This window comes from Streptomyces sp. NPDC003027 (genome assembly GCF_053591435.1).
Genome location: NZ_JBSFTU010000005.1, coordinates 86425 through 109569, shown reverse-complemented (window position 1 = coordinate 109569; position 23145 = coordinate 86425). Strand labels below are relative to the sequence as shown.

Genomic DNA, 23145 nt, shown 5'->3' with positions numbered 1-23145 from the left:
GGGACGGCGGGCAACCCGTACGGCACCCGGCGCGTCCCTGTCCGCGACGGCCCGAGGGGGGAGCGCATGACCACCGACGCCACGCTCGAAGGCCCACCGCCGCACGCCGTCGTCGTCGGCGGCGGCCTCGCCGGGATCACGAGCGCGCTGCGCCTGGCGGGCGCCGGAGTCCGCGTCACCCTGCTCGAAGGACGGCCGCGGCTCGGCGGCCTCGCGTTCTCCTTCCGGCGCGGCGACCTCACCGTCGACAACGGCCAGCACGTCTACCTGCGCTGCTGCACCGCCTACCGCTGGTTCCTCGACCGCATCGACGGCGCGCACCTGGCGCCCCTGCAGAAGCGCCTGGACGTGCCCGTCCTCGATGTCGCCCACCCCCGCGGCCCCCGCCTCGGACGGCTGCGCCGTACCGCCCTTCCCGTACCCCTCCACCTCGCCCGGAGCCTGGCCGGCTATCCGCACCTCTCCCTCGGGGAGCGGGCGAGCGTCGGACGCGCGGCGCTCGCGCTGAAGCGGCTCGACCCCGCCGACCCGGCGCTCGACGGCATCGACTTCGGCACCTGGCTCGGCCGGCACGGCCAGTCCCCGCGCGCCATCGAGGCCCTCTGGGACCTGGTCGGCGTGGCCACGCTCAACGCCACCGCGTCCCACGCCTCCATGGGCCTGGCCGCGATGGTGTTCAAGACCGGTCTGCTCTCCGAGCCGGGCGCGGCCGACATCGGCTGGGCCCATGTGCCGCTCGGCGACCTGCACGACACCCTGGCCCGCAAGGCCCTCGACTCCCTCGGGGTCCGCACCGACCTGCGGACCAAGGCCGAGCGGATCACCCGCACCGACGACGGGCGCTGGGCGGTCGCGGTGCCGGGGGAGACGATCGAGGCGGACTGCGTCGTGCTCGCCGTACCGCAGCGCGAGACCCGCGAACTCCTCCCCGACGGTGCCCTCGACGACCCCGACCGGCTCCTCGACATCGGCACCGCCCCCATCCTCAACCTGCATGTCGTCTACGACCGCAAGGTGCTCCGGCAGCCGTTCTTCACCGCCCTGGGCTCCCCCGTCCAGTGGGTCTTCGACCGCACCGACTCCTCCGGTCTCACGGGTGGCGGGCAGTACCTCGCCGTCTCCCAGTCGGCCGCCCAGGACGACATCGACGAGCCCGTCGCCGTCCTGCGCGAGCGCTACCTCCCCGAGCTGGAGCGGCTGCTGCCCGCCGCGCGCGGCGCCGGGATCCGGGACTTCTTCGTGACCAGGGAGCGGACGGCGACGTTCGCCCCGGCCCCGGGCGTCGGCCGGCTCCGCCCCGGCGCCCGCACCCGCGCCCCCGGCCTCTACCTGGCCGGTGCGTGGACCGCCACCGGTTGGCCCGCGACCATGGAGGGTGCCGTCCGCAGTGGTTTCAGCGCCGCGGGTGCCGCGCTCTCGGCCCTCGGCCGCCACCATGAACATCCGCTGCAGGAGGCGGTATGAGTGTGAGTACTGGAACAAGAGGAGAGACCGTGCCGACTGTGCCCCCGGTGAAACCGGCCGTCGACACCGCGGACGTGACCGCGCTGCTGGAGCGGGGGCGGACCCTGTCCACCCCCGTACTGCGGGCGGCCGTCGACCGGCTCGCACCGCCCATGGACACGGTGGCCGCCTACCACTTCGGCTGGATCGACGCCCACGGCAACCCCGCCGACGGCGACAGCGGGAAGGCGGTGCGCCCCGCGCTCGCGCTGATCTCCGCCGAGGCGGCCGGGGCGCCGGCCGAGGTCGGCGTCCCCGGCGCCGTCGCCGTGGAGCTCGTCCACAACTTCTCGCTGCTGCACGACGACCTGATGGACGGCGACGAGCAGCGCCGCCACCGCGACACCGTCTGGAAGGTGCACGGCCCCGCCCAGGCGATCCTCGTCGGCGACGCCCTGTTCGCGCTCGCCAACGAACTACTGCTCGAACTCGGCACCGTCGAGGCCGGCCGCGCGACCCGCCGGCTGACCACCGCCACGCGCAAGCTCATCGACGGACAGGCCCAGGACATCTCCTACGAGCACCGCGAGCGGGTCACCGTCGAGGAGTGCCTGGAGATGGAGGGCAACAAGACGGGCGCGCTGCTCGCCTGCGCCGTCTCGATCGGGGCCGTCCTCGGCGGCGCCGACGACCGCACGGCGGACAAGCTGGAGGAGTACGGCTACCACCTCGGCCTCGCCTTCCAGGCCGTCGACGACCTGCTCGGCATCTGGGGCGACCCCGAGTCGACCGGGAAGCGCACCTGGAGCGATCTGCGCCAGCGCAAGAAGTCCCTGCCGGTCGTCGCCGCCCTCGCCGCGGGCGGACCGGCCTCCGAGCGGCTCGGCGAACTCCTGGCCGCCGACGCCAAGTCCAACGAGTTCGAGTCCTTCTCGGAGGAGGAGTTCGCCACCCGCGCGGCCCTCATCGAGGAGGCCGGCGGCCGCGACTGGACCTCCCGGGAGGCCCGCCGCCAGCACGCCATCGCCATCGAGGCCCTGCACGAGGTCGACATGCCCGAGCGGGTCAGGGCGCAGCTCACCGCGCTCGCCGACTTCGTCGTCGTACGGAAGAGATGATCACCATCACCCTGATATGAGCTCGCGGTCGCCGGCCGGTGCCCTCCGGCGCCGGCCGACGGCAGACCCGAAGAAGCAGAAGTAGACCTACTGCACGAAGGGGAAGCCATGACAGCGACGACCGACGGAAGCGCCGGGGCCGTGGGCCCCAGCATGACCGCGGCCCATGCGACACCCGACACCGCGCCCGCGGCGCCCGGCCTCGACGAGGTCGCCGCCCGGGCCATGGAACGCTCCGTCGAGCATCTGCTCGGCCGCCAGGACGCCGAAGGCTGGTGGAAGGGCGACCTGGAGACCAACGTCACCATGGACGCCGAGGACCTTCTGCTGCGGCAGTTCCTCGGCATCCTGGACGCCGACACCACGCGAGCCGCCGCCCTGTACATCCGGGGCGAGCAGCGCGAGGACGGCACCTGGGCCACGTTCTACGGCGGGCCCGGCGAACTCTCCACCACCATCGAGGCGTACGTGGCGCTGCGGCTCGCCGGGGACCCGCCCGACGCCCCCCACATGGCCCGCGCCGCCTCCTGGATCCGCGACCGGGGAGGCATCGCCTCGGCGAGGGTCTTCACCCGGATCTGGCTCGCCCTGTTCGGCTGGTGGCGCTGGGAGGACCTGCCGGAGCTGCCGCCCGAGCTGATCTTCCTGCCGAAGTGGTTCCCGCTCAACATCTACGACTTCGGCTGCTGGGCCCGGCAGACCATCGTGCCGCTCACCGTCGTCTCCGCCAAGCGGCCGGTACGCCCCGCCCCCTTCACGCTGGACGAGCTGCACACCGACCCGGACCTGCCGAACCCGCCCAAGCCCTTGGCCGCGGCGAGCAGTTGGGACGGTGTCTTCCAGCGGCTCGACAAGGCGATGCACCTCTACCACAAGGTCGCTCCCCGCCCGCTGCGCAGGGCCGCGATGAACACCGCCGCCCGCTGGATCGTCGAACGCCAGGAGAACGACGGCTGCTGGGGCGGCATCCAGCCGCCCGCCGTCTACTCCGTGATCGCCCTGCACCTCCTCGGCTACGACCTCCAGCACCCCGTCATGCGGGCGGGCCTGGAGTCCCTCGACCGGTTCGCCGTCCGGCGCGAGGACGGAGCCCGCATGATCGAGGCCTGTCAGTCGCCGGTCTGGGACACCTGCCTCGCCACCATCGCGCTCGCCGACGCCGGCCTTCCCGCCGACCACCCGGCCCTGGTCAGGGCCGCCGACTGGATGCTCGGCGAGGAGATCGTCAGACCCGGCGACTGGGCGGTACGCAGGCCCGGACTGCCCCCCGGCGGCTGGGCGTTCGAGTTCCACAACGACAACTACCCCGACATCGACGACACCGCCGAGGTCATCCTCGCACTGCGCCGCGTGCGCCACCCCGACCCCGCCCGGGTCGAGTCCGCCATCGCCCGCGGCGCCCGCTGGACCCTCGGCATGCAGTCACGGAACGGCGCGTGGGCGGCCTTCGACGCCGACAACACCAGCGCCTTCCCCAACCGGCTGCCGTTCTGCGACTTCGGCGAGGTCATCGACCCGCCGTCGGCCGATGTCACCGCCCATGTGGTGGAGATGCTGGCCTACGAAGGCAAGGCCCAGCACCCCCGTACCCGCAGGGGCATCGAGTGGCTGCTCGCCGAACAGGAGCCGAACGGAGCCTGGTTCGGACGCTGGGGCGTCAACTACGTCTACGGAACCGGCTCGGTGGTTCCCGCCCTCGTCGCCGCCGGGCTGCCCGACTCTCACCCGGCGATCCGCCGGGCCGTCGCCTGGCTGGGGTCCGTGCAGAACGAGGACGGCGGCTGGGGCGAGGACCTGCGCTCGTACCGGGAGGAGCCCTGGATCGGCCACGGCGCCTCCACCGCCTCGCAGACGGCCTGGGCGCTGCTGGCCCTGCTCGCCGCCGGGGAGCGCGGGACCGAGGCCGTGGAGCGGGGCGTCGCCTGGCTCGCCCGGACCCAGCTCCCGGACGGCTCCTGGGACGAGCCCTACTTCACCGGCACCGGGTTTCCGTGGGACTTCTCCATCAACTACCACCTCTACCGGCAGGTGTTCCCGCTGACGGCGCTCGGCCGCTATGTGAACGGCGAGCCCGCCGTTGCCAAGGAGGGCTGATGGGCGAGGAGCCGGGGACCTCGGGCTCCCTGCCGCCGCTGCTGATCGCCTGCGCGCTGGGCATCGAGCAGTTCGCCCTGCGCAGCGGCGGCAGGGGCGGCGCGCCCGGCGCGTACACCGTGCTGCGTACGGGCATGGGCCCCGCCCACGCCCGTACCGCCGTCGCCCGGGCGCTCGGCGAGGCGGACCGGCGGGACGCGGCGGTCGTGGCGTCCGGATTCTGCGCGGGCCTCGCCCCCGGCATGCACCCGGGGGACCTGATCGTCGCCGACGAGACCCGAGGCCCCGACGGCACCTCCGCCTGCACCGGCACCGAGCTGCTGGTCAATGCCCTGACCCGGGCGCTGCCCGGGCGGACCGTGCACACCGGGCCGCTGACCGGCTCCGACCACGTCGTACGGGGCCACGAGCGGGCGGAGCTGCGGGCCACCGGCGCGATCGCGGTCGACATGGAGTCCGCCGCCACGCTCCGTACCGCCCTGGCCGCCGGGCCGCGCCCGGTTGCGGCCGTACGGGTGGTCGTGGACGCTCCGGAGCACGAACTGGTCCGGGTCGGCACGGTACGCGGTGGAATATCGGCTTTCCGTGTTCTTCGTGCCGTCCTTCCCGCATTCTTCGAATGGCACCGTTCTTTGCTGCTCCCCAGGAGGTGAGCGAGTTATGGCCATGCCGCTCCGTCAGTCCATCCGGGTCGGGACCTACCTCTTCGAACAGAAGCTCCGCAAGCGGGACAAGTTCCCTTTGATCGTCGAACTGGAGCCGCTGTTCGCCTGCAACCTCAAGTGCGAGGGCTGCGGAAAGATCCAGCACCCGGCGGGTGTCCTCAAGCAGCGCATGCCGGTCGCCCAGGCGGTCGGCGCGGTCCTGGAGTCCGGGGCGCCGATGGTCTCCATCGCGGGCGGTGAGCCGCTGATGCACCCTCAGATCCATGAAATCGTGCGTCAGTTGGTGGCGAAGAGGAAGTACGTCTTCCTCTGCACCAACGCGATGCTGCTGCGCAAGAAGCTGGAGGACTTCACCCCCTCCCGGTACTTCGCCTTCGCGGTGCACATCGACGGGCTGCGGGAGCGGCACGACGAATCCGTCGCCAAGGAAGGCGTCTTCGACGAGGCGGTGGCGGCCATCAAGGAGGCCAAGCGACGCGGCTTCCGGGTCACCACCAACTCCACCTTCTTCAACACCGACACCCCGCAGACCGTCATCGAGGTGCTCAACTTCCTCAACGACGACCTCCAGGTGGACGAGATGATGATCTCGCCCGCGTACGCCTACGAGAAGGCACCCGACCAAGAGCACTTCCTGGGCGTCGAGCAGACCCGGGAGCTCTTCAGGAAGGCCTTCGCCGGCGGCAACCGCCGCCGCTGGCGGCTCAACCACTCGCCGCTCTTCCTGGACTTCCTGGAGGGCCGGGCGGACTTCCCGTGCACCGCCTGGGCGATTCCGAACTACTCCCTCTTCGGCTGGCAGCGCCCCTGCTATCTGATGAGCGACGGCTACGTCCCCACCTACCGCGAGCTGATCGAGGAGACCGACTGGGACAAGTACGGCCGCGGCAAGGACCCGCGCTGCGCCAACTGCATGGCGCACTGCGGCTACGAACCCACCGCCGTCCTCGCCACCATGGGCTCGCTCAAGGAGTCCCTCAGGGCGGTCCGCGAGACCGTCTCGGGGAGCAACGGGTGAGCTGAGGAGTGCGGGGAGCCCGCGCGGCCGTCGCGCGGGCTCCCCGGCCGGCGAGGACCACAGCCGCACGGGCGGGGTCGGCGCGGCCGCCGGCCAGGCGCTGCGCGACGTGCCGCCCTGGCACACAAGGAGAACGGTCAATGAGTACGGAGTTCGACCTCGCGGCGCTGCTCGCCGCCCGTGGCGCCGAGCGCTACGACCTGCACGCCCGGCACCTCAACCACCAGCTCCCGCGCATACTGCACACCATCGGCTTCGACAAGGTGTACGAGCGGGCCGAGGGCGCCCACTTCTGGGACGCCGAGGGCGGCGACTACCTCGACATGCTGGCCGGCTTCGGCGTCATGGGCCTGGGCCGGCACCACCCCGTCGTCCGCAAGGCCCTCCACGACGTCCTGGACGCCTCGCTCGCCGACCTCACCCGCTTCGACTGCCAGCCGCTGCCCGGGCTGCTCGCCGAGAAGCTGCTCACCCACAGCCCGCATCTGGACCGGGTCTTCTTCGGCAACAGCGGTACGGAGGCGGTGGAGACCGCGCTGAAATTCGCCCGGTACGCCACCGGCCGGCCCAGGATCCTCTACTGCTCCCACGCCTTCCACGGACTGACCACCGGCTCCCTGTCGGTCAACGGGGAGGACGGCTTCCGGGACGGCTTCGCCCCGCTCCTTCCCGACACCGCGATCGAGCTCGGCGACCTCGACGCGCTGGAGCGGGAGCTGCGCAGGGGCGACGTGGCCGCCTTCGTCGTCGAGCCCATCCAGGGCAAGGGGGTGCACGAGGCGCCGCCCGGCTTCCTGCGCGCCGCCCAGGATCTGCTGCACCGGCACGGGGCCCTGCTGATCGCCGACGAGGTGCAGACGGGGCTCGGCAGGACCGGCGACTTCTACGCGTACCAGCACGAGGAGGGGATCGAGCCGGACCTGCTCTGTGTCGCCAAGGCGCTCTCCGGCGGATATGTGCCCGTGGGCGCGACCCTCGGCAAGGACTGGATCTTCAAGAAGGTCTACTCCTCGATGGACCGGGTCCTCGTCCACTCCGCCAGCTTCGGCTCGAACGCCCAGGCCATGGCGGCCGGTCTCGCCGTCCTCTCGGTGATGGAGTCCGAGGGGACGGTGGCCAACGCCCGCCGGATGGGGGAGCTGCTCTCCTCGCGGCTGAGGGAGCTCGTGCCGCGCTACGAGCTGCTCCACGAGATCCGGGGGCGGGGGCTGATGATCGGAATCGAGTTCGGCCGCCCCTCGTCGCTCGGACTGCGCAGCCGGTGGACGATGCTGCAGGCCGCCCGCAAGGGCCTCTTCGCCCAGATGGTCGTGGTGCCGTTGCTTCAGCGGCACAGGATCCTGACCCAGGTGTCCGGGGACCGTCTGGAGGTGATCAAGCTCATTCCGCCGCTGATCATCGACGAGGCGGATGTGGACCGGTTCGTGACCGCGTTCACGGCCGTGATGGACGACGCCCACGGCGGGGGCGGACTGATGTGGGACTTCGGGAGGACGCTGGTCAAGCAGGCGGTCGCGCAGCGCTGAGAACGCGGCCGGGACGCTGCTTTGCCTCTGAGGCAAGAAATTTGCCCCGAGGGAAACGTCCCGGGTCCAATGGAGGCATGGAGCACCTCGCCGGGGAGCCGTCCCCGGACCCCGCCGCACCAGACGACCCGGCGCTCGACGCCCGCGACCCGGCCGTGTCCGACGCCTCCGGCCCCGCCGCGCGGGAGGCGCTTCCCTATGTCGCGCCGCAGCTGCGCGGGCTGCGCCGGCGGCGCGGGCTCACCCTGGAGGCCGCCGCCCGGCGGGCCGGTCTGTCGCCGGCCCATCTCTCCCGGCTGGAGACGGGCCGCCGCCAGCCCTCGCTGCCGATGCTGCTCGCCCTCGCCCGCATCTACGGTACGACCGTCTCGGAACTCCTCGGCGAGGCGCCCCCCGAGCGCGACCCGATCGTCCGCGCGGGCCGGGCCGAGCCCGTCGAGGCCGACGGCTGGGTCTACCACCAGGCCGGCGGCTCCGGACGCGCCCTTCAGGCGCTCCGCGTCCACGTGCCGTACGCCACCCGCGCCGACATCGTGCGGGTCCACCCCGGCGAGGAGTGGCTCCACGTCCTGGACGGCCGGGTGCGGCTCGCGCTCGGTGACGCCGTGCACGTGCTCGAACCGGGGGACAGCGCGCACTTCGACTCGCTCACCCCGCACCGCATCGGCGCCGCCACCCGAGGCGGGGCCGACCTGCTCTTCGTCCACACGCTGATGCAGAGCCCCGCCGCCGAGCTGTGTCTCGGCGAGGGGACCCCGCACCCGCGCTGAGCCCTTTGGAAGGTGCTGAAATGTCCGACAAATCCGCCGCGATCACTGGTGAGGAGCGCGGGGGCGGCAAGTTCCCCAAGGGGCTGGTCCTCCGCCTCTTCGCCTACCTGGTCGCCGGCCACCTCTTCGCGGGCTTCCTCTATCTGCTCTTCATGCTCGGCGGACAGAACCAGTAGCCGCGCCGGCCGGGCTACGCCTCGGTGACGAGGCGCTCGCGCAGCCGCTCACGGGTCTCGGGAGCGAGCCCGAGCCCCTGCGAGAGGTAGTTCTCGGCCGTGCCCCAGGTCTGCTCCATCGTCTCGAACGCCGCCCGGAGGTACTCCACGCGCGCGTCGAAGAGCGGACCGAGCAGCTCCATCACCTCGGGTGCCATGGCGTCCGCGGAGGTGGAGCTGCGGCGGATCTTGTAGCGGCGGTGGGGGTCGTTCGACTTGATGTAGTCCGCCTCGATCGCCTCGCGCTCGACGCCCACTGCGAGCAGCGAGATCGCTATGGACAGACCCGCGCGGTCCTTGCCGGCCGCGCAGTGCATCAGGGCGGGGACGCTGTCCTCGGCCATCGCGTGCAGGACGCGGCTGTGCTCCGCCGTACGCTCGACGATCATCTTCCGGTACGACTCGGCCATGCGGTCGGCCGCCTTGCCGTCGCCGAGCGCGTCGCGCAGCTGCTCCAGGTTGCCCCCGCTGACCAGCTTCCAGAACTCCTTGCCGTCGGCCGGGTCGTTGAGCGGTATGTTCACATTTCGTACACCCGGCAGCTCGATGTCCGCGCCCTCCACCTTCCGGTCCGCCGCGTTGCGGAAGTCGAAGACGGTGTGCAGTCCGAGGGTGGACAGGAAGGCCGCGTCCTCCTCCGTGGCGTGCGCGAGGTGGCCGCTGCGGAAGAGCCGTCCGAACCGCACCGAGCCGCCGTCCACGGTCGGCAGGCCGCCCACGTCCCTGAAGTTTCGGACCCCGGTCAGCTCGGGTTCGGTCGACGGGACCTGCGGCAGCTGCTGCGTCACGAGTACTCCTGAGTGTTGGCGGACTTCGACGATACGAGATCGGTTCCTGGGGCAATCATTCCGGGTGGCGGCCCGCTCGCACACCCCTGAGGCGGTAATGAGCGTTCTGTCCGAATTGGGATGTTAGGGATAACGCGCCCTGATTGCAGGGGAGATGGGTTCCGGGGCGTGAGCAGCGTCATAACCGTGACGGACCGTGCCTGATCGTCTTCCGCAATAGCCCTGGCAGAAAAGGAAATCGAGCCTCCGTCATCGCGGAGGGTGACCGGAATTCCGGTTGAATTTCACGGCGGGGAATGCGAGATGAATGCGACGGCTTGTTCACGCCGACCCCCCTCGTCTACGGTCACCGTCAATCCGGTCGGACCGCCGAATCCTGCCACCGTCCGGAATCCGCACCCACCCACGTATGGCAGGAGCGGGGGACCCAGGTAGTACGCCGAACCGGCTCGTGCCGGCCCGGCTCGGGGTGAAGCCGCGTGAGAACGCGGCCGGGCATCTCCAGTCCGAACCCGACAGCTCACCTCGCAGGCGACGGAGAGGAATTCGCCATGCCCGCGAAGGGTAAGCACCGCCGTCCCAAGGTCAACCCGATCACGCGCGGATTCGTCGCCGCCGGTACGGGCGGCGCCGTCGTCGCCCTGCCGCTCCTCGGCGCGACCGGCGCCCACGCCGCCGAGAAGACCGCTCCCGCCGTGATGCCCGAGCAGGCCGTCGCCGCCGCCGCGAAGGCCCCGGCCGCCGCCAAGGCCAAGCCGAAGACGTACTCCGTCGTCGCCGGCGACTATCTGTCCAAGATCGCCGCCGAGCACCACCTGGCCGGCGGCTGGAAGAAGCTCTACGAGGACAACCGCCAGGTCGTCGGCGAGAACCCCTCGCTGATCTTCCCCGGCATGAAGCTCACCCTCGGCGCCAAGTCCACGGCCAAGGCGCCCGCGCCCAAGGCCGCGGCTCCGAAGGCCGCGCCCAAGGCGGCTCCGAAGGCGGCTCCGAAGGCCGGGAAGTCCACCTCCGACGCGGCCGAGTCGCGCAGCTCCCGCAGCAGCGAGCGCGCCGCCGCGGAGTCGAAGCCGGCGTCGCAGTCCTCCTCCGGCTGGGTCTCCCCGGTGAGCGGCGGCGTCTCCACGCCGTACCGCGCCTCCGGCTCGATGTGGTCCTCCGGCTACCACACCGGTGTCGACTTCATGGCCTCCTCCGGCACCTCCGTCAAGGCCGTCGGCGCGGGCACCGTGTACTCCGCCGGCTGGAGCGGTTCGTACGGCAACGAGGTCGTCATCCAGCACGCGGACGGCACCTACTCGCAGTACGCGCACCTCTCCTCCCTCTCCGTCTCCGCCGGCCAGTCCGTCAACGGCGGCGACCAGATCGGCCTGTCCGGCTCCACCGGCAACTCCAGCGGTCCGCACCTGCACTTCGAGATGCGCACCGGTCCGAGCTACGGCTCGGACATCGACCCGCTCGCCTACCTGCGCGAGAAGGGCGTCAGCATCTGACGCGTCACCACTCGACGCGTCCCACGGCACGCACCCCGGGCCCGGCACCTTCGTGCCGGGCCCTCGGCGTATTCCGGCTTGGCGCAATCTTGACCGGTGGCGTATCTCACCTGCCGTCAACCACTCCTTACGGTCGCGTAGGTCACACCCCCAAGGGAAAGATGTGCTCCCGTGGCAGACGATTCGAGATCAAGAGACATGGACGTATTCGGGTCGTACGCGGCGATCGGTGACAGCTTCACCGAGGGCGTCGGAGATCCCGGACCCGACGGGACGTATGTGGGATGGGCGGACCGTTTCGCGGTGCTGCTGGCCGACCGGCTGCCGGAGCACGAAGCGTTCCGCTACGCCAATCTGGCCGTACGCGGCCGCCTCCTCGACCAGATCGTGGAGGAGCAGGTCCCCCGCGCCAAGGAACTCGCCCCCGACCTGGTGACCTTCTGCGCGGGCGGCAACGACATCATCCGCCCCGGCAGCGACCCGGACGACGTCGCCGAGCGCTTCGAGCGCGCCGTCGCCGACCTCACCTCCGCCGTCGGCACGGTCATGGTCACGACCGGCTTCGACACCCGGGACGTGCCCGTGCTGCGCCATCTGCGCGGCAAGATCGCCACCTACACGGCCCATGTCCGGGCCATCGCCGACCGCTACGGCTGCCCCGTCCTGGACCTCTGGTCGCTCAAGTCCGTCCAGGACAGGCGTGCTTGGGACGGCGACCGGCTGCATCTGTCGCCCGAGGGGCACACCCGGGTCGCCCTGCGCGCCGCCCAGGTCCTCGGCATCCCGGTACCGGCCGACCCGGACCAGCCGTGGCCGCCGCTGCCCCCGCGCGGGACGCTGGAGGTGCGCCGCGACGACATCCTGTGGGCCAGGGAGTACCTGGTGCCCTGGATCGGCCGCCGGCTGCGGGGCGAGAGCTCGGGCGACCACGTGGCGGCCAAGCGCCCGGACCTCATGCCCCTGTAGGCGTGATGGCCACGGCGGTCTACGAGCCGCGCTGAGCCCCCGTGTCGGGCCCGGGCAGGCCCAACTCCCGGTCCAGCGCCGCATCGGCCCACTCCAGCATGGCGGCGCGCGAGAGCGATCCGGCGTACGAGGTCATCTGCACCGCCAGCCCGTCCAGGAAGGCGGTCAGCCGCCAGGCCGCGGCCGCCGGGTCCCGGCAGGGGAACTCACCGGCCGCCGCGCCCTCGGCGATCACCTCGGCCAGCGCCGCCTTCCACTGCTGATCGAGGGCGCCGGCGACCTCCCGCAGGGCCGGTTCGCGCAGACTGGCCGACCAGCCCTCGATCCACAGCCGCCAGCCCTTGGCCTGCCCGGTGGGCGCGTACCAGCGGACCGCCGACCGCAACCGGCGCAGAGCCGTCGTGCGCCGCCCGAGCAGCGCCCGCAGATGGCCGAGGTCGCTCTCGGCGGCGTAGGCGAAGGCCGCCGCGACGAGCTTCTCCTTGGTCGAGAAGTGGTAGAGCACCAGGGCGTTGCTGACCCCGAGCGCGGAGGCGACGTCGGCGATCCGTACGGCCGCCACGCCCCGGACCTCGATCTGCGCGACAGCGGCCCGCAGCAGATCCTCGCGCCGCTCCGCCACGTTCAAGCGCACTCTCGCCACGTCGCTCAGACTACACAGCACATGACGCGGGCATGATCATTTTACGGTGCGCCGGGTGCCGCGATCCACCGCCCGCCCATGACGGTCAGCGGCCGCACATAATGGAACGACCCCCAACCTCAGGAGGCCCTGTGACCGGCACCGGCTCCGACCATCCGCCGCGGTCCCGGCTGCGCGCCCTGCGGCCTGCCGCCTTCGGCGCCGACCCGGTGGGAGAGCGCATGGAGCGCATCCGCCGCTCGCCGAACTTCGCGGACGGGGTCTTCCGGAACCCCGTGTCGGCCCGGCACCGGCCCTCCGGCTCCATGCTCGAGTTCGCCAAGGTCTACTTCCGGAAGGAAGCGCGGGCGCGCCGGGCCCCCACCGGCGCGATCCCCCTCCACACCGGCACCCTGGACCACCTCGCCGAGCCCCCGGCCTCCGGTCTGCGGCTGACCTGGATGGGGCACTCCAGCGTCCTCGCCGAGATCGACGGCCACCGGGTGCTCTTCGACCCCGTCTGGGGCGACCGCTGCTCGCCCTTCGCCTTCGCCGGCCCCCGGCGTCTGCACCCCGTCCCGGTGCCGCTCGCCGAGCTGGGCCCGGTCGACGTGGTCGTTATCTCCCACGACCACTACGACCACCTCGACCTGCCCACGATCAGAGCCCTGGCCTCGACGGACACCCTCTTCGCCGTGCCGCTGGGCGTGGGCGCCCATCTGGAGCGCTGGGGCGTGCCCGCTTCCCGGCTGCGCGAGCTGGACTGGGACGAGACGGCAAAGATCGGCGCCCTGCGGCTCACCGCGACCCCCGCCCGCCACTTCTGCGGCCGCGGCCTGCGCAACCAGCAGCACACCCTGTGGGCGTCCTGGGTCGTCGCCGGTCCCACGCACCGGATCTACCACAGCGGAGACACGGGCTACTTCCCCGGCTTCCAGGAGATCGGCGCCGCCCACGGCCCCTTCGATGCCACCATGATCCAGATCGGCGCGTACTCGGAGTACTGGCCCGAGAACCACCCGGACCTCACACCGCTGCCGGGAGCGTGGCCGGACATCCACATGTCGCCCGCTCAGGGGGTCCAAGCCCACCTCGACCTGCAAGGAGGGCGGCCGGGCGGTGTCCTGCTCCCGATCCACTGGGGCACCTTCAACCTGGCGCCCCATCCGTGGGCGGAGCCGGGGGAGTGGACGAAAGACGCCGCCGAGGAGGTCGGACAGGCCGCCGCGTTCCCTCGCCCCGGCCAGCCCTTCGAGCCCGCCGGAAAGCTGCCCTCGGAGCCCTGGTGGCGGGCGGTGGCCCACCCCATCGCCCACCCATGGCGCCGGCCCCGGTCGGTGCGGGTCTCCACCGAGGGCCGTATGGACGATCTCGATCTCGCCGGTGATCGCTGACGGCGAGTCAGGACCGCCTCAGCCGGAGGGTGCGCGGCCGCCGGCGTGTCTCCCGCCGGAGGAGCGCGGCAGCCCCGCGTCCTCCCGGGCGCGGCCGCGGGGAGCTCGGCCGTACACGCTATGCTGCAAACCGCCCCGCGGGGGAAGCCGGTCGAATTCCGGCGCTGACCCGCAACGGTAGACGGAGCCGCGTACGCGGCTCCGTGAGCCCGATTACCCGCGGTGGTGAAGGCTCCTGTCAATTCGCCGTGGACTGCGAGAGGGTGCTGCGCAGGGCGCCCGGCGTCCCGGGCCGCTCCTTTGCTCACGTGGGTGCACGGCTTGAGGCGAAGGCGATCAGCCCGTGGCCACACCCCTGGAAACCGAACCGGCCGCGCCACCCCACACGGCGCGCACCCGCGTCGGCCCCGCACCGCCCCAGCGCGTATCCCTGCCCCTTCTCTTCGCCGTCCTGTGCGCCGCGCTCGTGTTCTCCATCGTCTGCGGGGCGGGTATGGGGGCCTCGGGACTCACCTGGGGCGAGGTGCTGCGCTTTCTCTGGGCCGGGCTGACGGGCGGACCCCTCTCGCCCGACGACGTCTCGGCCTACACGATCGTGTGGGAACTGCGCTTTCCGCGAGCCGTGCTGGCCGCGGTCGTCGGAGCCGGACTGTCGGCCATCGGCGTCGCCGTGCAGGCCATGGTCCGCAACGCCCTCGCCGACCCGTTCGTCCTGGGCATCTCCTCCGGCGCGGCCGTCGGTGCCAATGCCGTCCTCCTCTTCGGAGCCTTCGGCGCTCTCGGCCTGTGGGCCCTGTCCACGGCGGCCTTCCTCTCCGCGCTCCTCGCCATGGCCCTGGTGTACGCGATCGCCCGCACCGCCGACGGTCTGACCCCGCTGCGGCTCGTCCTGACGGGCACCGCGATGTACTACGGGTTCTCGGCCGTCACCACGTTCATGGTGTTCGCGGCCGAACGCGGCGAGGCGGCCCGCTCCGCGATGATGTGGCTGCTCGGCAGCCTCGGCGGAGCCAGCTGGGCCTCCGTGCCGATCGCCGCGGGAGCCGTGCTCGCCGGCCTCACCCACCTCACGGTGTCAGCGCGTCGCCTGAACGCGCTGGCGATGGGTGACGAGACCGCGGCCGCCCTCGGGGTGGACGCGGGGAGGCTGCGCAAGGAGCTGTTCCTGGTCTGTGCCGCCGTCACGGGGGCCGTGGTCGCGGTGAGCGGCGCGATCGGTTTCGTCGGCCTCATGGTCCCGCACGCCGCACGGATGCTGGTCGGCGCGGACCACCGCCGACTGCTGGCCGTCGCCCCCCTCGCCGGAGCCGTCCTGCTGATCTGGGTGGACATCCTGTCGCGTGTGGTGCTCGCGCCCGTCGAGCTGCCGGTGGGCGTGCTGACCGCCGCCATCGGCGTCCCCTGCTTCGTCCTGCTGATGCGCCGCCGCTCCTACACCTTCGGAGGCGCGTGATGCGGATCGACATCGACGCACTGACGGTCGAGGTCGCCGGCGCGCGGCTGGTGCGCGAGGCCACCCTCCGCGCGGACGGCGGACAGGTCGTCGGGCTCGTCGGGCCCAACGGCAGCGGGAAGTCCACCCTGCTGCGCTGCGTCTACCGCGCCCTGCGCCCCTCGGCGGGTACGGTCCGGCTCGCCGGTGAGGACCTGCACTCCCTCAGCGCGCGCGAAGGCGCCCGGCGACTGGCCGCCCTGCCCCAAGAGGCGGTCACCGAGTTCGACTTCACGGTCGCCGAGGTCGTGGCGATGGGGCGGCTGCCCCACCAGCGGTCGGTGGCCCGGACCACCGACGAGGACCGCAAGGCGTGCGAGGCCGCGCTGGTGCGGGTCGGCGCCGGCCACCTCGCCGGCCGCGGCTTCCTCACCCTCTCCGGCGGCGAGAAGCAACGGGTCATGATCGCCCGCGCGCTCGCCCAGCAGCCGCGCGTCCTGGTCCTCGACGAGCCGACCAACCACCTCGACATCGCCCAGCAGTTGGAGGTCCTGGCCCTCGTGCGCGGAAGTGGCCTGACCGTGCTCACCGCACTGCACGACCTCAACCTCGCCGCCCTCCACTGCGACCTGCTCTACGTCATCGACAGCGGCCGGATCGTCGCCTCCGGCGCCCCGCACGACGTGCTGACGCCCGAACTGCTGGCCGAGGTCTTCGGCGTACGGGCGCACCGTGTGCCGCATCCGGAGTCCGGCGCCGTGCAGTTGCTCTTCGACCGTCTCCCGCCCGCCCATCCCGCTTCCTGAGGAGTCATCGCCACCATGCCGAACCTCGTACGCCCCGCCGCACTCGCCCTTGCCGCCGCCCTGGTGCTCACCGGTTGCGGCGCGCAGGTCACCCCGGAGAAGGAGGAGGGGGGTGGTGCCAAGGCGCGCGGCGGCCACTATCCGGTCACCATCGAGAACTGCGGCCAGAAGAAGAGCTACGACAAGGCCCCCGAGCGCGTGGTCACCAATGACGTCGGCATCACCGAGATCATGTTCGCGCTCGGGCTCGAGGACCGCATGGCGGGTTATGTGATGCCCGACGACAGGGGCGACCTCACCTCCGTTCCCTGGAAGGACGCGTACCAGAAGACGACGTGGCTCTCGAAGAAGACGATCAACAAGGAGCTGGTCCTCGACGCCCGCGCCGACCTGGTCTTCGCGGGCTGGAACTACGGCTTCAACGAGGGGGAGGGCTTCAGCCCCACCGAGCTGGCGCGGGTGGGCATCGACTCGTATCTGCTGAGCGAATCGTGCCGCAACGGGCAGGGAAAGGCGCGCGGCGTGATGCCGCCGCTCGAAGCGCTCTACACCGACCTGCGGAACCTGGGAAAGATCTTCGACGTCGAGGACCGCGCGGAGGCCCTCGTCGCGGACTTCCGGAAGCAGGTGGCCGACGCGCAGGCGAAGGCCCCGAAGGGCGCTGACCGCCCGCGCGTCTTCCTCTATGACGACGGGCGGGACAAGCCGCTGACCTCGGGCCTGTACGCCGGGCCGCACGACATCATCACCAAGGCGGGGGGCGATCACGTCATGAAGGACCTGGAGGACAGCTGGGCGACGGTCGGCTGGGAGACCGTGGTCGAGCGTGACCCCGAGGTGATCGTGATCAACGATTACGGTGACACCACCGCGGAGCAGAAGCGGAAGTTCCTCAAGTCCTACCCGCCGCTCGCCGGCGTCTCGGCCGTCAAGAACGACCGGATCGTCGTCCTCGACTACGCGGAGCTGGTGGAGAGCCCGCGCAATCCCGCGGCCATCGCCTCGCTCGCCGCGGACCTGAGGAAATTCGCTTCCTGACCTGCCTGACCTGACCTGACGTGCCTGACCTGCCTGACCTGCCTGACCTGCCTGACCTGACGTGCCGCTGGCCGCGCATGCGGGCGGGGAGGCTGCCGGGATCCGGACCTCGTCCTTTACGGTGGGAGTAGGCATTCGGGTGGTGATCCCCGAGTCCGGAACGAGTGAAGGAGCCACAGGCCCGCGATGGAGCCTCCCAGTACCAGCCGTGCCGCGTCCCGCCCACTGTGCTTCGCCACGGGGCCGGGGGTGGCACGGTGACCGAGCTCCTTCTTCTGCTTCTGGCTGTCGCGCTGACCCTCGCGTGCGCGGTGTTCGTCGCGGCCGAGTTCTCCCTCACGACCGTCGAACGCGGTGAGCTGGAGCGTGCCGTCGAGGCGAAGGAGCGTGGCGCGGACGGGGCCCTGCGGGCGGTCCGGCGGCTGACGCTCCAGCTCTCCGGCGCCCAGCTGGGCATCACCGTCACCTCGCTGGTGATCGGCATGCTCGCCGAGCCCTCCCTGGCGGCCCTCCTGCGTGGCCCGCTGCGGGCCGTCGGGCTCGGCGGGGCCGCCTCGTCCGTCGCCACCTTTCTCGGGGTGGCGATCTCGACCGTGGTCCTGATGGTGGTCGGCGAGCTGGTGCCGAAGAACTGGGCGATCTCCCACCCCCTCGCGGTCGCGAAGGTCGTCGCCGGACCGCAACGGGCGTTCACCGCCGCCTTCGGCCCGTTCATCCGGCACCTCAACCACACCGCGAACCGGTTCGTGCGCCGCTTCGGCCTGGAGCCCGCCGAGGAGCTGGCCTCCGTCCGCACCCCCGCCGAGCTGGCCTCACTGGCCCGCCACTCGGCCGCCGAAGGCGCCATCGACGCCGACTCCGTCGAGCTGTTCGTACGGACACTCCACCTGAGCGAGCTGACGGCGGAGAACGTCATGACCCCGCGTGTCGAGGTCCGCGCCCTGGAGGCCCGGGCCACGGCCGCCGACGCCGCCAACCTCACGTACGCCACCGGCCTGTCCCGCTTCCCCGTCTACCGGGTGAACCTGGACGACGTGATCGGCACCGTCCACATCCGCGACGTCCTCGCGCTCGAGCCGGCCGCACGGGCGCTACGCCCATCACCGGACTGGTGACCGAGCCCCTCCTCGTGCCCGAGACACTGCCCGCCGACCGGCTCCTGGAGCGGCTGCGGGCTCATCGGACGATGGCGGTCGTGATCGACGAGTACGGCGGCACGGCCGGCGTGGCGACGGTCGAGGACATCGTCGAGGAGGTCGTCGGCGAGGTCCGCGACGAGCACGACCCCGTCGAGGCCCCGGACCTGCTGCCCGCGCCGTCCACGGAGGACGGCCGGGCCGGCTGGGAGGCCGGCGGAGGCGTCCGCATCGACGAGCTGGCCCGGATAGGACTGCGGGTGCCGGAAGGGCCGTACGAGACCGTCGCGGGGCTGATCGCCACGCGCCTCGGCCGTATCCCCGAGCCGGGCGACGCGGTCGATCTGGTGGGATGGCGGCTGGACGTGCTGGACGTCGACCACCACCGCGCCGACCGGGTCCACATCACCGAAGCCGCCGGCCTCCCGCCGCGGAAGCACCACCACGGAGCGGCCCGATGACCGTCGTCCAGCTCACCATCGGCTTCCTCACCCTCCTGACGAACGCGTTCTTCGTCGGGGCCGAGTTCTCCCTGATCTCCGTACGGCGCAGTCAGATCGAGCCGTACGCCCACGACGGCCACCAGCGCGCCCGCATGACCCTGTGGGGCCTGGAACACATCTCGACGGTGATGGCGACGGCCCAGCTCGGCATCACCGCCTCCTCGCTCGTCCTCGGAGCGGTCGCCGAACCGGCCATCGCCCACCTCGTGGAGCCTGTCTTCGAGGCGGCGCACGTGCCCGGCGGCCTGGTCCACCCGGTCGCGTTCGTCATCGCGCTCACCCTGGCGACGTACGCGCACATGCTGATCGGCGAGATGGTCCCGAAGAACATCGCCCTGGCCGCGCCGGTGAGGACCGCGCTGCTGCTCGGGCCGCCGATCGTCGCCCTGACCCGGACCCTCAAGCCGGTCGTCTTCGGCATCAACGCGGCCGCCAACGCCCTGCTGCGCCTGCTCCGGGTCGACGCCAAGGACGCGGTCGCCTCCGTGTTCACCGACGACGACCTCGCCCGGATGGTCCAGGACACCAGCGAGGCCGGGCTGCTCTCGCCCGCCGACGGGCAGCGGCTGCGCGACGCCCTGGAGCTGGGGACCCGGCCGGTCGGCGAGATCCTTGTACCGGCGGCCAGGATGGTCACGGTCGACCATCGCATCGCCCCCGCGCAGCTGGAACGAGCCGCGGCCCGCGCCGGCTACTCCCGCTTCCCGGTCACCGGCCCGACCGGAGCCGTCCTCGGCTATCTGCACATCAAGGACACCCTCGGCGCCGTCGACCGCGACAAGCCGTTCCCCCGCGCCACGCTGCACGCGGTCACCCGCGTCCGTGTCGACACCCCGCTGGACGACACGCTCACGGCGCTGCGGGCCGCCGGCAGCCACCTCGCCGCGATCACGGGCGAGACGGGCGCCGTGCTCGGCTACGTGACGATGGAGGACGTCCTGGAGGAGCTCGTGGGACCCGCCGCCGTGTGAGGCTCTCCGGGCCCGCCGACACCCCGATACTCAGTTCTCACCGCCCTTCTCTCACCACCCTTCTTTCACCCCCTTCGCGAAGGAGCCTTCTTGTCCGCCAGACCGACGTCCACCGATGCCACGAAGAGGTGCGGTCGATGAACGCCGCTCTCGGCCTGCTGGCCGTCTTCGTCCTGACCGCCGGCACGGGCTACTTCGTCGCGCAGGAGTTCGCCTACGTCGCCGCCGACCGGCTCGCGCTGGCCCGCGACGCCGAGGGGGGCGACAAGCGGGCGGCGCGTGCGCTGAAGGTCCTCGAACGGCTCTCCTTCATGCTGTCCGGGGCACAGCTCGGCATCACCGTGACCGGTCTGGTCGTCGGTTTCCTGGCCGAACCGTCCGTCTCCGCGCTGATCGAACCGGCCCTGGAGGGAATGGGGCTGCCCGACGGCGCGGTCTCCGCGATCTCCGTCGTCCTCGCCTTCGCGGTGGCGACGGTCCTGCAGATGGTGCTCGGCGAACTGGCCCCGAAGAACCTGGCCCTCGCCGTTCCGGAGCGGCTCGCCAAGTCCCTCGCCTCCTCCACTCTCGTCTATCTGAAGATCGTCGGACCGGTCGTGCGCGTCTTCGACGGTGCCGCCGACAAACTGCTGCGGAAGGCCGGCATCGAGCCGGTCGAGGAACTGCACCACGGGGCCACGCTGGAGGAGCTGAGTCATCTGATCGGCGAGTCCCACGAGCAGGGCGAACTGCCGCCGGACACCGCCGGGCTGCTCGACCACGCCCTGGAGTTCTCCGAGCGGACCATGGACGAAGTGATGGTGCCGCGCGTGGACGCCGTGTTCGTACGCAAGGACGCCACCCTCACCGAGGCCGTGGAGCTCATCGCGCGGCACGGGCACTCCAACTACCCCGTTCTCGGCGACCACCCGGACGACGTCGTCGGGGTCCTCGGCGTGAACGAACTGATGCGCCTGCCCGCCGCCGACTTCGACACGACCACGGCGGGTGAGGCCGCCCGCCGCACCCTCCTGCTTCCCGACACGCTGCCGCTGCCCCAGGCGGTGGCGCAGATGCGTGAGCGCGACGACGAGTTCGCCGTGGTCCTGGACGAGCACGGCGGCGTCGCCGGCATCGTCACGTACGAGGACATCGCCGAGGAGCTGGTCGGCGACATCGCGGACGAGACCGACGTCGTGGTCGACCTGGCCGTCCCGGACGGGGCCGGCTGGCGCGTCGACGCGGGCCGCCGCCTCGACGAGATCGAGGAGGCCACCGGGATCGACCTGCCGGAGGAGGACGACTACGACACCGTCGCGGGCCTGATCATCGACCGCCTCGGCCGTTTTCCGACGATCGGTGACCGCCTCACGGTGGACGACGTCCGGATCGAGGTCCTCAGCCTGGACCGTCACGTCCCCGAACGCGTACGTATCGAGAAGAGCGTCGCCGAGCGGTCCGAGGAGGCCCAGGTATGAGCTTCCCCATGGCTCTCTTCGTCACGATCCTGCTGCTGATCGGCAGCGGATTCTTCGTCGCCGCCGAGTTCGCGCTCGTCGCCGCCAAGCGGCACCGCATCGAGAAGGCCGCCGCGGAGGGGCGGCGCGGAGCCAGGGCCGCGCTCGCCGGCATGCGCGAGCTGTCCCTGATGCTCGCCGGTGCCCAGCTCGGCATCACCATCTGCACCTTGGGCCTCGGCTCCATCTCCAAACCCGCCATCTCCCACGAACTCGACCCGCTCCTCGTCCGGCTCGGCCTGCCCGCGGGGCTGAGCTACGGGATCGCGTTCGCCGTCGCCATGACCATCGTGGTCTTCCTGCACATGGTGGTCGGCGAGATGGCCCCCAAGTCCTGGGCCATCGCCCATCCCGAGCGCTCGGCGATGCTCCTCACCCCGGCCTTCCGCGCCGTCGTCAAGACGGTCAGGCCGCTGATCTGGCTGCTCGACAAGGTCAGCAACGCGCTGGTACGGATGTGCCGCGTCCAGCCCCGGGACGAACTGGCCGCCGTCCACAACCGCGAACAGCTCACCCACCTGGTGGAGGAGTCCGAGCGGCTCGGCCTGATCAACAAGACCGACTCGCAGCTCATCACCCGCTCCCTCACCGAGCCCCACACACCGGTGGCCGAACTCCAGACCCCGGCCGCCGCCATCGTCACCGTCCCCGCCTCCGCCGGCCTCGACGCGATCCTCGCCCGCGCCGCCGAAGCCGACCGCTCCCGCCTCCTCGTCCACGACGGCGAGCGCGTGCTCGGCTCGGTCCACGCCCGCGACGCCCTGGTCGCCCGCACCCGCGGACGGAACCTGACCGCCCGGGACCTCGCCCGGCCCGTACCGGAACTGGCGGCCGCGGACACCGTCTCCCACGCCGTCGAGCAGCTGCGGCAGCGCCGTTCCTCCCTCGCCGTCGTACGCGACGAGCACGGCACGCTCACCGGCCTGGTCAGCCTCGACGACCTGCTTGTACGGCTCATGGGACCGCACATGGTCTGACCGCGGCGACGTCCGATGTCACGCCCGGCTGTCAGTGCCGGGTGGAAGACTGCCCGGCATGAGCGAACCGAACCCGAAAGCGGACCTGCTGCGGTACCTGCGAGAGGCGCGTGACGCGCTGGTGTGGAAGCTCGAGGGGCTTTCGGAGTACGACATCCGCCGTCCGCTGACCCCCACGGGCACGAACCTCCTGGGGCTGGTCAAGCACGCCGCCGGCGTGGAGCTGGGGTACTTCGGCGACACGTTCGGGCGGCCGTTCTTCGACGAGGGGCCGCCGCCCTGGTGGTACACCGAGGAGCCGGCCGCCGACGCGGACATGTGGGCCACCGCGGACGAGTCACGGGAACAGGTCGTCGGGCTGTACCGCCGGGCGTGGGAGCACTCCGACAGCACGATCGCGACGCTGCCACTCGACGCGACCGGTCACGTCCCGTGGTGGCCGGAAGAGCGCCGGGAGGTGACCCTGCATCAGGTCCTGGTGCGCGTGATCTCCGATACGCAGCGGCACGCCGGCCACGCCGACATCGTGCGCGAGCTCATCGACGGCTCCGTCGGAAGTCTGCCGGGCAGGGACGACATGCCGCCAGGGGATCAGGCCTGGTGGGAGGGCCACCGGAGCCGACTGGAGCGCGTGGCGCGGGAAGTCGGCGGCTGACGCGTCTTCGGACGGCACC

20 protein-coding genes, 1 pseudogene and 2 riboswitches are annotated in these 23145 nt (G+C 71.8%); of the genes and pseudogenes, 19 read left to right on the top strand and 2 right to left on the bottom strand.

The annotated features are described in order from the left end of the window. Window positions 1–66 precede the first annotated feature (66 nt). The 8 genes from hpnE to ACWDX6_RS06285 all read left to right on the top strand — a co-directional run bounded on the left by hpnE (window position 67) and on the right by ACWDX6_RS06285 (window position 8810). On the top strand, window positions 67–1464 hold the full coding sequence (gene hpnE / locus ACWDX6_RS06320) for a hydroxysqualene dehydroxylase HpnE (protein ID WP_451483783.1): 1398 nt from the start codon (window positions 67–69) through the stop codon (window positions 1462–1464). After that, entirely contained in the window at window positions 1461–2561 is a 1101-nt protein-coding gene (locus ACWDX6_RS06315; RefSeq protein ID WP_451483782.1) for a polyprenyl synthetase family protein, read from the top strand. The genes hpnE and ACWDX6_RS06315 overlap by 4 nt, the downstream gene beginning before the upstream one ends. A 108-nt stretch (window positions 2562–2669) precedes the next feature. After that, window positions 2670–4655: a squalene--hopene cyclase gene (gene shc, locus ACWDX6_RS06310; protein ID WP_451483781.1), complete on the top strand. Its 1986-nt coding sequence runs from the start codon at window positions 2670–2672 to the stop codon at window positions 4653–4655. Then, window positions 4655–5308 carry a phosphorylase family protein gene (locus ACWDX6_RS06305; RefSeq protein WP_451483780.1) on the top strand — a complete coding sequence of 218 codons (654 nt, stop codon included), beginning with the start codon at window positions 4655–4657 and terminating at the stop codon, window positions 5306–5308. Before shc ends, ACWDX6_RS06305 begins: the two co-directional genes overlap by 1 nt. A gap of 7 nt (window positions 5309–5315) precedes the next feature. After that, the gene (hpnH, locus tag ACWDX6_RS06300; protein WP_451483779.1) at window positions 5316–6338 is read left to right on the top strand and encodes an adenosyl-hopene transferase HpnH; all 1023 of its coding nucleotides are present in this window, start codon (window positions 5316–5318) and stop codon (window positions 6336–6338) included. Window positions 6339–6478: 140 nt separating this feature from the next. Further along, window positions 6479–7864, top strand: a complete 1386-nt coding sequence (locus ACWDX6_RS06295) for an aspartate aminotransferase family protein (RefSeq protein ID WP_451483778.1) — start codon at window positions 6479–6481, stop codon at window positions 7862–7864. 77 nt (window positions 7865–7941) lie between these two features. Beyond that, complete coding sequence (locus tag ACWDX6_RS06290; RefSeq protein ID WP_451483777.1) at window positions 7942–8634, top strand: helix-turn-helix domain-containing protein; 693 nt, start codon at window positions 7942–7944, stop codon at window positions 8632–8634. Window positions 8635–8654: 20 nt separating this feature from the next. Then, complete coding sequence (locus ACWDX6_RS06285) at window positions 8655–8810, top strand: DUF6126 family protein (RefSeq protein WP_451483776.1); 156 nt, start codon at window positions 8655–8657, stop codon at window positions 8808–8810. Between the two features lie 14 nt (window positions 8811–8824). Here ACWDX6_RS06285 and ACWDX6_RS06280 read toward each other — a convergent pair whose 3' ends face one another. Beyond that, the gene (locus ACWDX6_RS06280; protein ID WP_451483775.1) at window positions 8825–9637 is read right to left on the bottom strand and encodes a tyrosine-protein phosphatase; all 813 of its coding nucleotides are present in this window, start codon (window positions 9635–9637) and stop codon (window positions 8825–8827) included. 390 nt (window positions 9638–10027) lie between these two features. Beyond that, window positions 10028–10184, top strand: a riboswitch (cyclic di-AMP (ydaO/yuaA leader). Window positions 10185–10188: 4 nt separating this feature from the next. Between ACWDX6_RS06280 and ACWDX6_RS06275 the strand changes: the two genes are divergently transcribed. Both ACWDX6_RS06275 and ACWDX6_RS06270 read left to right on the top strand, forming a co-directional pair. After that, complete coding sequence (locus ACWDX6_RS06275; protein WP_451483774.1) at window positions 10189–11130, top strand: M23 family metallopeptidase; 942 nt, start codon at window positions 10189–10191, stop codon at window positions 11128–11130. Window positions 11131–11301: 171 nt separating this feature from the next. Beyond that, window positions 11302–12096, top strand: a complete 795-nt coding sequence (locus ACWDX6_RS06270; RefSeq protein WP_451483773.1) for an SGNH/GDSL hydrolase family protein — start codon at window positions 11302–11304, stop codon at window positions 12094–12096. A 19-nt stretch (window positions 12097–12115) separates the two neighbouring features. Here the strand turns inward: ACWDX6_RS06270 and ACWDX6_RS06265 are convergent, their stop codons facing one another. Continuing rightward, a complete protein-coding gene (locus ACWDX6_RS06265; RefSeq protein WP_451483772.1) occupies window positions 12116–12739 on the bottom strand; it encodes a TetR/AcrR family transcriptional regulator in 624 nt (207 codons plus the stop codon). Window positions 12740–12870: 131 nt separating this feature from the next. On the opposite strand from ACWDX6_RS06265, the gene ACWDX6_RS06260 reads away from it, so the two are divergent. From ACWDX6_RS06260 to ACWDX6_RS06220, 9 genes and pseudogenes are all read left to right on the top strand, one after another. After that, on the top strand, window positions 12871–14112 hold the full coding sequence (locus tag ACWDX6_RS06260) for an MBL fold metallo-hydrolase (protein ID WP_451483771.1): 1242 nt from the start codon (window positions 12871–12873) through the stop codon (window positions 14110–14112). Between the two features lie 113 nt (window positions 14113–14225). Then, a riboswitch (cobalamin riboswitch) is annotated at window positions 14226–14351 on the top strand. 104 nt (window positions 14352–14455) lie between these two features. Beyond that, window positions 14456–15565 (top strand): FecCD family ABC transporter permease, encoded by a 1110-nt coding sequence (locus tag ACWDX6_RS06255; protein WP_451483770.1) that lies wholly within the window; start codon window positions 14456–14458, stop codon window positions 15563–15565. Beyond that, window positions 15565–16350 carry an ABC transporter ATP-binding protein gene (locus ACWDX6_RS06250; RefSeq protein WP_451483769.1) on the top strand — a complete coding sequence of 262 codons (786 nt, stop codon included), beginning with the start codon at window positions 15565–15567 and terminating at the stop codon, window positions 16348–16350. The genes ACWDX6_RS06255 and ACWDX6_RS06250 overlap by 1 nt, the downstream gene beginning before the upstream one ends. A gap of 15 nt (window positions 16351–16365) precedes the next feature. Then, window positions 16366–17388: an ABC transporter substrate-binding protein gene (locus ACWDX6_RS06245; RefSeq protein ID WP_451483768.1), complete on the top strand. Its 1023-nt coding sequence runs from the start codon at window positions 16366–16368 to the stop codon at window positions 17386–17388. A 257-nt stretch (window positions 17389–17645) separates the two neighbouring features. Beyond that, window positions 17646–18985 (top strand): annotated as a pseudogene (locus ACWDX6_RS06240) (hemolysin family protein). After that, window positions 18982–19998, top strand: coding sequence for a hemolysin family protein (locus ACWDX6_RS06235; RefSeq protein WP_451483767.1), 1017 nt, complete (start codon window positions 18982–18984; stop codon window positions 19996–19998). The pseudogene ACWDX6_RS06240 and the gene ACWDX6_RS06235 overlap by 4 nt, the downstream one beginning before the upstream one ends. Window positions 19999–20135: 137 nt before the next feature. Continuing rightward, window positions 20136–21455, top strand: coding sequence for a hemolysin family protein (locus ACWDX6_RS06230; RefSeq protein ID WP_451483766.1), 1320 nt, complete (start codon window positions 20136–20138; stop codon window positions 21453–21455). Continuing rightward, window positions 21452–22471, top strand: a complete 1020-nt coding sequence (locus ACWDX6_RS06225; RefSeq protein ID WP_451483765.1) for a hemolysin family protein — start codon at window positions 21452–21454, stop codon at window positions 22469–22471. The genes ACWDX6_RS06230 and ACWDX6_RS06225 overlap by 4 nt, the downstream gene beginning before the upstream one ends. A 58-nt stretch (window positions 22472–22529) precedes the next feature. Then, on the top strand, window positions 22530–23126 hold the full coding sequence (locus ACWDX6_RS06220; protein ID WP_451483764.1) for a DinB family protein: 597 nt from the start codon (window positions 22530–22532) through the stop codon (window positions 23124–23126). Window positions 23127–23145: the final 19 nt, after the last annotated feature.

Bases quoted from the DNA above. Each gene is read 5' to 3' on its own strand.
- ACWDX6_RS06225 (WP_451483765.1), top strand. From the start codon at position 21,452: ATGAGCTTCCCCATGGCTCTCTTCGTCACGATCCTGCTGCTGATCGGC.
- ACWDX6_RS06220 (WP_451483764.1), top strand. From the start codon at position 22,530: ATGAGCGAACCGAACCCGAAAGCGGACCTGCTGCGGTACCTGCGAGAG.
- ACWDX6_RS06315 (WP_451483782.1), top strand. From the start codon at position 1,461: ATGAGTGTGAGTACTGGAACAAGAGGAGAGACCGTGCCGACTGTGCCC.
- ACWDX6_RS06250 (WP_451483769.1), top strand. From the start codon at position 15,565: ATGCGGATCGACATCGACGCACTGACGGTCGAGGTCGCCGGCGCGCGG.
- ACWDX6_RS06285 (WP_451483776.1), top strand. From the start codon at position 8,655: ATGTCCGACAAATCCGCCGCGATCACTGGTGAGGAGCGCGGGGGCGGC.
- shc (WP_451483781.1), top strand. From the start codon at position 2,670: ATGACAGCGACGACCGACGGAAGCGCCGGGGCCGTGGGCCCCAGCATG.
- ACWDX6_RS06230 (WP_451483766.1), top strand. From the start codon at position 20,136: ATGAACGCCGCTCTCGGCCTGCTGGCCGTCTTCGTCCTGACCGCCGGC.
- ACWDX6_RS06295 (WP_451483778.1), top strand. From the start codon at position 6,479: ATGAGTACGGAGTTCGACCTCGCGGCGCTGCTCGCCGCCCGTGGCGCC.
- ACWDX6_RS06275 (WP_451483774.1), top strand. From the start codon at position 10,189: ATGCCCGCGAAGGGTAAGCACCGCCGTCCCAAGGTCAACCCGATCACG.
- ACWDX6_RS06245 (WP_451483768.1), top strand. From the start codon at position 16,366: ATGCCGAACCTCGTACGCCCCGCCGCACTCGCCCTTGCCGCCGCCCTG.
- ACWDX6_RS06290 (WP_451483777.1), top strand. From the start codon at position 7,942: ATGGAGCACCTCGCCGGGGAGCCGTCCCCGGACCCCGCCGCACCAGAC.
- ACWDX6_RS06305 (WP_451483780.1), top strand. From the start codon at position 4,655: ATGGGCGAGGAGCCGGGGACCTCGGGCTCCCTGCCGCCGCTGCTGATC.
- ACWDX6_RS06235 (WP_451483767.1), top strand. From the start codon at position 18,982: ATGACCGTCGTCCAGCTCACCATCGGCTTCCTCACCCTCCTGACGAAC.
- hpnE (WP_451483783.1), top strand. From the start codon at position 67: ATGACCACCGACGCCACGCTCGAAGGCCCACCGCCGCACGCCGTCGTC.
- hpnH (WP_451483779.1), top strand. From the start codon at position 5,316: ATGGCCATGCCGCTCCGTCAGTCCATCCGGGTCGGGACCTACCTCTTC.